At 57.3% G+C, this 9,834-nt stretch carries 10 protein-coding genes; 5 read left to right on the forward strand and 5 right to left on the reverse strand.

Going from position 1 to position 9,834, the window contains the following annotated elements; genetic code table 11:
* Positions 1–23: 23 nt before the first annotated feature.
* A complete protein-coding gene (locus tag IRZ31_RS07615; RefSeq protein ID WP_297151891.1) occupies positions 24–902 on the forward strand; it encodes a purine-nucleoside phosphorylase in 879 nt (292 codons plus the stop codon).
* A 178-nt stretch (positions 903–1,080) separates the two neighbouring features.
* On the opposite strand, the gene IRZ31_RS07620 is transcribed toward IRZ31_RS07615, so the two are convergent.
* Entirely contained in the window at positions 1,081–1,782 is a 702-nt protein-coding gene (locus IRZ31_RS07620) for a hypothetical protein (protein ID WP_297151894.1), read from the reverse strand.
* A gap of 894 nt (positions 1,783–2,676) precedes the next feature.
* Between IRZ31_RS07620 and IRZ31_RS07625 the strand changes: the two genes are divergently transcribed.
* The 4 genes from IRZ31_RS07625 to IRZ31_RS07640 all read left to right on the forward strand — a co-directional run bounded on the left by IRZ31_RS07625 (position 2,677) and on the right by IRZ31_RS07640 (position 5,971).
* On the forward strand, positions 2,677–3,003 hold the full coding sequence (locus IRZ31_RS07625; RefSeq protein ID WP_297151897.1) for a twin-arginine translocase TatA/TatE family subunit: 327 nt from the start codon (positions 2,677–2,679) through the stop codon (positions 3,001–3,003).
* A 450-nt stretch (positions 3,004–3,453) separates the two neighbouring features.
* Positions 3,454–3,978: a MarR family transcriptional regulator gene (locus IRZ31_RS07630; protein ID WP_297151900.1), complete on the forward strand. Its 525-nt coding sequence runs from the start codon at positions 3,454–3,456 to the stop codon at positions 3,976–3,978.
* Complete coding sequence (locus IRZ31_RS07635; protein ID WP_297151903.1) at positions 3,959–5,044, forward strand: ATP-binding cassette domain-containing protein; 1,086 nt, start codon at positions 3,959–3,961, stop codon at positions 5,042–5,044. Before IRZ31_RS07630 ends, IRZ31_RS07635 begins: the two co-directional genes overlap by 20 nt.
* 18 nt (positions 5,045–5,062) lie before the next feature.
* The gene (locus tag IRZ31_RS07640) at positions 5,063–5,971 is read left to right on the forward strand and encodes an ABC transporter permease (RefSeq protein ID WP_297151906.1); all 909 of its coding nucleotides are present in this window, start codon (positions 5,063–5,065) and stop codon (positions 5,969–5,971) included.
* 116 nt (positions 5,972–6,087) lie between these two features.
* Here IRZ31_RS07640 and IRZ31_RS07645 read toward each other — a convergent pair whose 3' ends face one another.
* The 4 genes from IRZ31_RS07645 to IRZ31_RS07660 form a co-directional block, all read right to left on the reverse strand.
* Positions 6,088–6,312, reverse strand: a complete 225-nt coding sequence (locus IRZ31_RS07645) for a hypothetical protein (protein ID WP_297151910.1) — start codon at positions 6,310–6,312, stop codon at positions 6,088–6,090.
* An 870-nt stretch (positions 6,313–7,182) separates the two neighbouring features.
* Positions 7,183–8,112, reverse strand: a complete 930-nt coding sequence (locus IRZ31_RS07650; RefSeq protein WP_297151913.1) for a DNA adenine methylase — start codon at positions 8,110–8,112, stop codon at positions 7,183–7,185.
* Positions 8,113–8,416: 304 nt separating this feature from the next.
* Complete coding sequence (locus IRZ31_RS07655) at positions 8,417–9,112, reverse strand: Clp protease N-terminal domain-containing protein (RefSeq protein WP_297151916.1); 696 nt, start codon at positions 9,110–9,112, stop codon at positions 8,417–8,419.
* A 147-nt stretch (positions 9,113–9,259) separates the two neighbouring features.
* On the reverse strand, positions 9,260–9,757 hold the full coding sequence (locus IRZ31_RS07660; RefSeq protein ID WP_297151918.1) for a hypothetical protein: 498 nt from the start codon (positions 9,755–9,757) through the stop codon (positions 9,260–9,262).
* Between the last annotated feature and the right edge of the window lie 77 nt (positions 9,758–9,834).

The raw sequence follows: 9,834 nt of genomic DNA on the forward strand, positions 1-9,834 counted from the left end.
TCTATTGAAGCGAGGATAGCGTCATGTTGTACGACCAGGTCGAGGAGGCCGTGGCGGCGATCCGGCAGCTTTCTCCATTGGTACCTCAGGTGGCCCTGATTCTGGGGTCGGGCCTGGGCGAGTTGGCCGAGACAGTGGAGGCCGCGGCTGCCGTTCCTTATGCTCAGCTTCCGCATTGGCCCTCATCGACGGTAGCGGGCCATGCTGGCCGCTTGATACTGGGGCAGCTGGAGGGGGTGGCGCTGGTAGCCATGCAGGGCCGGCTGCATCTCTATGAGGGCTATACGCCCCAGGAGGTTACGCTGCCTGTGCGGGTGATGGCGCGTCTGGGGGCTCAAGTGCTCGTGGTGACCAATGCAGCAGGCGCTTTGAATCCAGCCTATCAGCCGGGTGATTTCATGCTGATTCGCGATCACATCAATCTACCCGGGCTGGCAGGCTGGCATCCGCTGCGTGGTCCTAACGACGAGCGGTTCGGGGTACGTTTCCCGGCCATGACGGCGGCCTACGATGAGGAACTGCGGACCCTCGTGCAGAAAGTGGCGGGGGAGATACCCTCTCTGCACCTTCATGAGGGGGTCTATGTGATGGTCAGCGGGCCGTCCTACGAAACGCCAGCCGAGCTGCGCTTTCTGCGTCAGATTGGGGGTGATGCTGTAGGGATGTCTACCGTGCCCGAGGTGATCGTTGCCCGCCATATGGGGCTGCGTGTCCTTGGTCTGAGCCTGATTACGAATAGCGCCACTGGGACAGAGGGGCAGCCAGTAGATCATGGCGAAGTGCTGGCGACTGCCGCCGCGGCCAGCTCGCGCTTTGTGCTCCTGATTCGGGGAGTGCTGCACAAGCTGGCTCAGATCCTGCAGGGGCGAGCAGAGTCGGCGAGTGATGGGGAAGCAGGCTGAGGCTGGTCTCGGAGTGCGAAGTGCCAACAGACCACCGACGGCGCACTTGCTGGGCCGTTCCCTTCCCGGCCAGACCAGACCTGGCCATCCAGGTGAGAGCTGGACGGCCTCCGTCGCGCGCGCTCTGGTTCTTGTACTGATGGAGATACGACAGGGGTCAGCAGCAAGCGGAGCGGCTCTAGTCGTTGCCTGGTCCCTGCCCTGGCCCTGTGGTTTTGGTGATGACGATGTGGGCCCAGCTCCAGTTGTAGTGGATGCCCTGCCAGTCGGTGAGCAGGACGAGATCGTACTTGCCCGGCTGCACGCCAGGGGAGATGGTGTAAGTCCAGGTGGCTCGCCCCTGGGAGTCGCAGGGCTGGGTTTGCGGCGTGCCAGCAGAGAATTGCAATCCTGCAACCTCATCGTAGGGCTTGTCTTTGACCTGACCCGGAATGGGTTGCTGGATACTGGCCAGATCCATGCGCTTGCCAATGTCTGGCAGCTGTAAGAGAGCCCCGTCAGGGACACGGTGCACCAGCCAGAGCTTGCAGGTCACTCCACTACGGTTGATCGCCTGTCCTTGCTTATCGATGGCCTGCACGGTAACGGTGTAGCTGGTTTGGCCGTCAGCAACTTCGCTAAAGGTTGGTCCGGCGGCAAAACGAGGAATACCGAGCAGAATGGGCACCGGCGAGGGCGAGGGCGTCGGTGTGATGGTGTGTTGGGCGATAGTGGGCACCGTCGGCGAGGGAGTCGGCTGGCTGGCGCTGGATCGGTGGTGCACAGCGGCCCCGAAGGCGAAGCCGCTCATGATGCCAGCCAGGGCAAAAAGAACCAGGGCACTGACGACGATCGTACGGAGATGGGTTCCACTCTGCGGAAAGCTCTCTCTGGGCTGCATGATTTCCTCACTCACTTACTCGCTTGCTTGCTCGCTGGCGCACGCAGCGATGGTCGCGTCGCTGCTCTCCTTTTTATTGCTGCATTTCTATATTCGGCTTAGATGATAGCACAGGCTAGGGAATGGGCAGTAGTGGTAAGCCTGTTTCTCCCCCGATCTGGCCATGTGAGAGAGCACAGGGTGAATAGACCAGTAGTTTAGGAGAGAGGTGAGAAGGTGGTAAGGGATCGAAGCGGCTCATTGGTCTTCCAAAAAAGAAGGAGACCGATTGCTGTAGCAGGAACCGAAAAACAGCAATCGGCAGGCTCGGAGTGGGGGTGTGTGGGGGAAAGCCCCGGGCCTGGATCTCCTGCGTTGACCGCGTTGGCCTCTGTTCTCACAGCCATAGCCCTGGTCTTCAGCTTCCTCGTCTTCCCATCCCTCCGAGTGGGTTGCGTTGCCCCCTCTTATGAGGCGAGGTCTGAGATGCGCGAAGAGACACTGAGAGATAGCCTGAACTATGCTATGAGGGAGAGCCGGACGGTCAACCTCGGCACTCTCTCCATTATAATAAACTCCTAACGATCACTTTTTCGTTCCTGAATTTTTCGCTCTCCTGTCCCGGCCAGTCGTAAAGAATCGATGTGAGCCGGGCTGTCTGGGTTCAAGAGAGGCAACGAGCGATGACGGAGCAAGCAGCTATGGCGGCGCCGGGAGGGGCTAGAGTGCGATCACACGGCCTGACTGGCCTCTGCCTGGAAGTGGCAGCCTGCTTGCAGCAGGCCCTCTCGGACCGGCGCCGGCGTGCTCTCGTCAGAGCAACGACCATGTGGTATCATACTCTTATAGCGAAGAGTCGGAAGAGCACTCGTCGCCACCCAAAAAGCTGGAGAGCGAACAGGAAAGGCGGCCCCTATGGGCTTTCATCCAGTTGACCTGCTGATCATCCTCCTCTTCGGGCTAGCGCTCTTTGGACCGCGGGCGCTCCAATCGGTAGCGCGCAACCTGGGTAGAGGAGTTGGCCAAGCCCGCGTAGTGAAAGACAAGATCAAAGAAGAGCTGCAGGTTGAAGAGCTATCGCAGATCTCTGAGAATATCCCTCGTCTGCCGCTCAACACACGGGAAGCTGCCAACCTCCTGTTGAAGGAGCAGAAAGAGAAGCGTGCAAATGAAGGGGCGGCTCAAAGTCGTGCGAGCGAAACAAGTGAGCAAGTGGTACGCGATAGCGCAGCCAGCGCCTGAGACGCTCATCTCCGCGAGCAGGCTGGCATCGTTCTGCTCCTTGGGTTCCGGTCCCGACTGACCTGGCTCAACCTGCTTACATCTGTTGTCCTGATCTCCCGCGGCGGCGGTGCCGTCGTGGTCCTCTCTTTTTTCCTCTTCTCAACCCCGTTTTTTGTCCTGGACACTCCCCCGCGCTGTATTCCGGCGGACCAGGCGAAAACGAGTTCTGGCCTGTTGCCCGGACCCCGGACCAGCATCAGACTCTGGCCTCGTAAGGGGCGGCCTGGAGTCTAGAAAAGCCGTCCCTGTCTTGACAGCAACGCGATATATCGTACTGGTGAGAGGGACTTGACAGGGGGGCGATGTCGCGCTATTATTTGATTATATCAATGATTGTTACTATCAGTAATTGGTAGCAACAATCAACGGAGCACAGTAAGGCAGGAAGAAAGGAAGCGAGCAGGGGTCATGGAAAGAGAGACCGATGGTGAAAGGCAGGCGCACGATTTGGAGGAGCAAGCGGAGCGCTTTGCATCCCTCTTCAGTCAGGTTCAGAGGGCGATGGGAGCGGGTTTCAAGCGTGCCCATCAGCATGGAACGATAGTGAGTACAACCCAGTTCATGGTTTTGGGCTTGCTGCAGAGGGCACTGCAAGAAGGGGGGGAGCCGTATACCATCGGTCTGCTGGCCAGCCGTCTTGACCTTGATCCCGCAACGGTGGTGCGGGCTGTTGACAGCCTGGAACGGCGGGGGCTGGTGATGAGGAGGCGAGATCATCAAGACCGTCGCCAGGTTTTTGTTGAATTCACCGATACTGGACTAGAATTGCGCCAGCACATGGCGCAGCGGATGAAAGAGCAGCTCAAGGCGGTCTTTAGCCTTATGAGCGAAGAGGGACGGTTTGCCCTTCTTCGTGGGCTAGAAGAACTGGCCGCTGTGATAGCTGAGAGAGCTGAGAGTGAAGGAGAGATACATGGCAGACATGGCTGCTGAAGAGCAGACGCTGCAGGGAGAACAGCTCAACGGACGGATTCAGTCGCCGGCGGATTTGCGGATGGCGGTGGCGAGCGAGGGAGCGAGTCCCACGGGTACGCCCATCATCGAGGTTGAGGGCTTGACCCGCCACTATGGCAAGTTAGAGGCGGTCAAAGGCATCTCATTCGAAGTCTACCCGGGGGAGATCTTCGGCTTCCTCGGTCCGAATGGAGCCGGTAAATCGACCACCATCAATATGCTCTGTACGCTGCTGCGTCCCACCGCTGGGAGGGTGCGCATTGCTGGCTACGACCTTGTGACGCAGCGCAACAAAGTGCGCGAATCAATCGGCCTCATCTTCCAGGACCCGAGCCTTGACGATCGCTTGACCGCGGACGAAAATCTGCGCTTTCATGCCACTGTCTATGGCTTGCCGGCGGAGGTCAGCAAGCAGCGTCGTGAGGAGCTTCTCAAGATGGTTGATCTCTATGACCGGCGTAACCAGCTGGTACGCACCTTCTCAGGGGGCATGAAGCGTCGTCTGGAGATCGCTCGCGGCCTGTTGCACTATCCGCGTGTTCTCTTCCTCGATGAGCCGACTATCGGCCTTGATCCTCAGACACGCCTGCATCTCTGGTCATATATTCTGAATCTGCGTCAGCAAAAGCAGATTACGATGTTTTTGACCACGCACTATATGGATGAAGCCGAATATTGTGATCGCATTGCCATTATTGATCATGGCGAGATCGTGGCGCTGGACACGCCGAGTCGGCTCAAGGACTTGGTAGGAGGCGATGTCATTCGACTCAGGACCAGTGATAATGCCCTGGCGGCGCAGCAGATCAAGGAGCATTTTGGCGTGGAGCCGCGCGAGAATAAGGGGGAGCTGGTCTTTGAGATTGCAGGCGGTGAAGAGCTGGTCCCGCGTATCGTTGAAAAGGTGACGGCGCGCATCGCCTCGATCAGCGTGCGGCGCCCGACGTTGGACGACGTCTTTATCAAGCTCACCGGGCGTGAAATCCGTGATGAAGAGGCTGATGCCAGAGAGCATATGCGCGGCTTCAGGCGCTCGCGCCGCTGAGGAAGGAGGTAAAAGATCATGGCGACAACTGTCGTGACGCCGCAACCGGTGCGGATGGAGCAGACCCTGGCGCCGATCAACGGGCCGTTTCGGCGTAACCTCAATACGATTGTGATCATCTGGTACCGCGAGGTCTTGCGCTTTGTGCGTGACTGGATACGGATCATCACCTCGCTGGCCCAGCCGTTGATGTTCCTCTTCATTTTTGGCTCCGGTCTCTCCAGCAGCCTGAATGTGGTTGGGAGCCAGGCCAATCTACCGCCGGGGACGCCGACCCTGGATTTCCGAACCTTTCTCTTCCCGGGCGTTTTGAGCATGACCGTGCTCTTTACCTCGATCTTCTCGGCGATTTCGATCGTCTGGGATCGCGAGTTCGGGTTTCTGCGTGAGATGCTGGTGGCGCCGATCTCGCGCACCTCGCTGGTCTTGGGGAAGGCTTTGGGGGGCAGCACGATCGCCATGTTACAGGGGACGATCATGCTGATCTTTGCGCCGCTGGTGGGGGTCAACCTGAGCGTCGGCCTGGTGGTCAAGCTGATGCTGGAGATGTTGCTGTTGGCCTTCTCCCTGACGTCGCTGGGCATTGTCATTGCCTCGCGCATGAAGTCGATGGAAGGCTTCCAGATGATCATGCAGTTCTTCCTGATGCCGATGTTCTTCCTGAGCGGGGCGCTTTTCCCGCTGCGCAACCTGCCCGACTGGCTGGCCTTCCTGACGAAGATTAACCCGGTGACCTATGGAGTGGACCCGCTGCGGCAGGCGGTGCTGCGGGCTCTCAATCTGCCCCAGTTTGTGCTGGATGCGTTAGGTCTGGGGGTAAAGGTTTTCAATACGACGCTCTCGACCTCGGTGGAGCTACTGATTGTGGCCGTACTGGGGTTGATCTTTATCGTCTGGGGCGCTCTGGCTTTCAATAAGCAGGATTAGAGCTAGGGCGGCGTCGTTGCCTGTGTGCCCTGGTGCTTATCTCCAGGCCGGGCGGACAAGCTCATGAGAAGTGTTGGCCGGCATCCCTGACCGAGGAGCAAGGGAGGGATGCCGGCCTAATCATGGTGATCACCTCTGCCTCTTCCCCTCTCTTCACCACCGGCTTTGCTGCTATTCACTGCTGCCAGGCGCAAAGCTAGAAAGGCTTCCTTCAGCTCTTGCCTGACAGAGCTTTCTGGCTCTGCTAAGAGAAGTTGCTGATAGATATCGAGAAATTCATTTCTTATGCGGTGGAGAATACAAGAAATATCTGATAAATGTAATGCAGTCAAGTATTGCAAATTCTATGCCTCCTGTCGGCTGATATAGACTGGCCGCGTATTGGCGAACCTGTGGGGTGATCTCTTCTGTAGTGATGAATATATAATTATCGATTCTGTAACCAAGGCTAGCCACCTTCTGCAGGGCTATGTCTAAGTCACTGGGGGTAATGCGCCGTGTTTTCATTTCATAGACTGTGGTGATTCGGCTATCGTCAAGCAAGCAAATTTGAAGATCGCCGAGTGCCCCCGTTCTCCTATCTGCTGCATTGTGAGGGGTCAGAGGAAGGACATGTTCTTTGAGATGCTCTTCAGCTGCCTATAAGGCAGCTGCAACCAGGAGAACAGGAAGGCGACTGGAGTTAGGACATTTCAAGTGTTGCTCGATGAGCGTCACGATGGTCTCAGTTGAAAGTGGGACTTTCTCACTGGCCCTGAGCTGGCTCAAGATTCCTTCTGTCCGTAGCAGCTGCTCTTCTCGAAGGAGCGAGAGCTGTCTTATGACTTCGGCAAGGACATCTTCAGCGCTGAGTTTGCCTGCTTCAATATCTGAGAGTACCTCTAAAGTTGCTTGATAGAGCCGCTCAGGGCGCCCTACCATCACAAGTCCCGGGGTCAGGGGAACATTTCTATTCCTGAATGCTGGTGTGAGAAACGCTGTCGTCATATTGCAAGGAAGATTATGTTGAATGATGAAGGGAGCGATATAGCGCTCATCGTAGCTGCGGCCTGGATAAGAATCTGGGCTTTTTATTTCTGTATAAGGTTCCCTTATATCCCAAGAAGGGTGGGAGGCTTTCGCTAGACAGCAAGCGAGTAGAAAACGAGCGCAGGCACGATTCGATATCTAGCGGCATATATAACTAATCCTCTCAAGATTGAGGGCATCACTCAGCTGGGGTTGGTGAAGCTGAGTGTGAGCGCGCTCGAAAGCTCGATCAAGGATGACTGACGGATCTCGTTGCTCTCCTGTTGTGTCGTTGCTTTCCATGACGTTGCTTCCGTGATGTCGTAATTCACCCACAATACTTCTTGTCTAGGAGTCTTCTTCGAGTGACAGAGCTTGACTGGTGCCTCAATGCATTGCCAGTCATGGTAGAGGTCGTCCAGCAGCCTACAGTGATAGCCGGAGAGCGCGACCTTTCCTTTCACGCTGTGCAGTACCTCTGCCAGACGGCGATGATCATCGTCACTCATTTCATGTGCGTAGGCATTGGCGTCTCCGCGGGCATCATGTGGGTAGGGCGGATCACAATAGAACAGAGTTTCCTGGCTGTCGTAGCGCTGGATTACCTCAATGGCCGGAGCATGTTCGATTTGCACTCGCAGTAAACGCTGAGCGATCTCAGCAAGCCCTTCAACGCTGCCCAGCCAGCGCGAAACGGCACCTGCCATCCCTGCGCGGCTGGTTAAAATACAATGCGCCCAGCGTCCGACGCTGGCAGACTGAGCCAGACCGGTACGGACCTGCCTGGCAAGGATAAAGAAGCGCCGCGCCCGTTCCAGATCCGAGAGACCTTCCGGCGATTCGCTGCAGGCACGCTCGAATTCCTCGCGTGAGAAGGGCGTAAGGCCGATGGCTTCGATCAGGGCCTCTTTCTGCTCGCGCAGGACGCGGAAGAAGTTAACGACCTCGCTGTCGAGATCGTTGTAGGTTTCTACCGGTGATGGCTCGCGGTTGAGCAGCACGGCGGCAGAGCCACCGAAGGGTTCACAGTAGTGTGTGGCCTTGGGCAACAGCGGTAAGAGCCAGTTGAGATGATTGAATTTTCCCCCGTACCAGCCAAAGGCGATCAGCCTTCTTCTTTCCTCTTGTTCCATACCGGCAGCCTCAATACGCTTGAGATTAGAAATAGAAGATCGCAACTGATCCGCCGCTTGAGAAGCCCTCTCGGCTAAGACTGCGGCGGATACTGTCAGTTAGGCAGTATAGACCAGTTGCAAGGCTGTTTGCCAGAGACTCTGCGGTAAGTGGCTTGTCCCTGGGCGGATATTCGGGATCGATCCAGCGGATGCCAGGTGAGACCCGGGCTGCCGTTCTCTCTATCTAGGCCCAGAGAGAACGGCAGAGCGGGTCTATCTCTATTTGACTGGTCTTGTGGAGCAAAGCACGTGTTTGGTAGCTCTAGAGGGAGAAAGTCTCATCAGAGAGGGAGGAGCGCACGGCGGCATAAGAGAGGCCAAAGCGGGCCAGGAGCTGCTGCAGGGAAGGTGGCAGGAGGTCCTCCTCGACGGCGCGCAGCAGTCCGAGCAGCAGGGGGCCGAGGCTGACGCGCTGTGCACCGTGTTGGCGGGCCTCGTCTTTAGCGAGAGCGAAGATGCGTTGGAGGGAAGCATCGGGGACGAGGAAGGTCTCGATGCCCACGATAGGATAGCCCCGCTCGTGGGCCTCTTCTCTGGCATGGGCAAGAGCCTGCTGCAGGGTTGGGTCCTGCAACCACTGCTGCTGCAGGGCAGGACTTTCCTGCTCTAGGAGGCTTTCGAGGGCGGGAGCGATCAGGGAGCTGGAGGGGCCAGCGGGCAGCAGGTGGAGATCCCAAAGCTTCGACTCGCAGAGGCCAAGCAGGAGGTGGAAGGGGGTAAGCACAGGGTGGCCCCGCCGGTGGGCGACTAAGCGTGCACTTGTCATACAAAAGCGGGCATAGCGGGAAAAGTTCTGTCTCAGCTCAAGCTCCCACGGCTCGGCCAGAAGAGGAATCGCCTCAGCGGGGTCGCCGCTGAAGCCGATGAGCTTCCATTGGAAGGTGCCGGGGACAGGCTTCAGGGAAGCTGGAAACATGGGCTGGTCGGGTTGCTCTGGCCGATCTGGCTGATCCGGCATGGTCAGCACCTCCTGTATTGGGTGTATACGAGCAATCAAGGCAGAAAGAGTAACACTGTGATCATAGCACGACAGATCTGCCTAGTCAAATTGTTGACCGCAAGCAACTAGTAACGGCTGCTCTGACGTTCCTGGCAGCCTGAATGGCTAGAGGAAGCGATAGCTGGGAGTATCATAGTGTCCGAGTACTAAGATATGGTGCCTGGGCATATAGCCAAAGGCATCGGCTGAGCCGCGAATGGTGTAGGGGACGGGCAAGTAAGGAGGAAAATCTCCCCAGCAGATAGCAGAGAAATCTCGCATTGCTCGCCAGCTGCGGTTAGGCGCCAGGGTGCCCGCGTAGAAACTTCCCGCAGGGCCGGGGTATTGTCTGCCGTTACAGGTGACATCAGTAGTCCAGTCGATAGAGATTCCTTGAACGAGAGAGCCGCAGAGGTTCAGAACAGAGGTGTGGACCTCGATCACATCCAATTGAGGGTTACGGAGCCACATCGAGAGAGTGAGACACTCGCCGGGAGGCAGGCGATCAGGAGTTGACCCGAGGGAAGCGGCACGGGCAGGGCTGGTAATGGTGAAAGAGAGGAGGAGGGACAGGCTGACCAGGAGGAAAAGCAGCGCGCGCTGCCAATAGCGATTGAGATTCACAGATTCCTCCTTTCTGAAGAGCTGGGCAAGTGACGAAAATCTTTTTCAAAATAGTAACATAGGCATATATAGATTTA

The sequence above is a fragment of the Thermogemmatispora sp. genome (assembly GCF_019683635.1).
Taxonomy (GTDB): Bacteria; Chloroflexota; Ktedonobacteria; order Ktedonobacterales; family Ktedonobacteraceae; genus Thermogemmatispora.

Coding starts and splice junctions, on each gene's coding strand:
- IRZ31_RS07620 (WP_297151894.1), bottom strand. CDS start 1,782: ATGCAGCCCAGAGAGAGCTTTCCGCAGAGTGGAACCCATCTCCGTACG.
- IRZ31_RS07630 (WP_297151900.1), top strand. CDS start 3,454: ATGGAAAGAGAGACCGATGGTGAAAGGCAGGCGCACGATTTGGAGGAG.
- IRZ31_RS07655 (WP_297151916.1), bottom strand. CDS start 9,112: ATGCCGGATCAGCCAGATCGGCCAGAGCAACCCGACCAGCCCATGTTT.
- IRZ31_RS07650 (WP_297151913.1), bottom strand. CDS start 8,112: ATGGAACAAGAGGAAAGAAGAAGGCTGATCGCCTTTGGCTGGTACGGG.
- IRZ31_RS07615 (WP_297151891.1), top strand. CDS start 24: ATGTTGTACGACCAGGTCGAGGAGGCCGTGGCGGCGATCCGGCAGCTT.
- IRZ31_RS07640 (WP_297151906.1), top strand. CDS start 5,063: ATGGCGACAACTGTCGTGACGCCGCAACCGGTGCGGATGGAGCAGACC.
- IRZ31_RS07625 (WP_297151897.1), top strand. CDS start 2,677: ATGGGCTTTCATCCAGTTGACCTGCTGATCATCCTCCTCTTCGGGCTA.
- IRZ31_RS07635 (WP_297151903.1), top strand. CDS start 3,959: ATGGCAGACATGGCTGCTGAAGAGCAGACGCTGCAGGGAGAACAGCTC.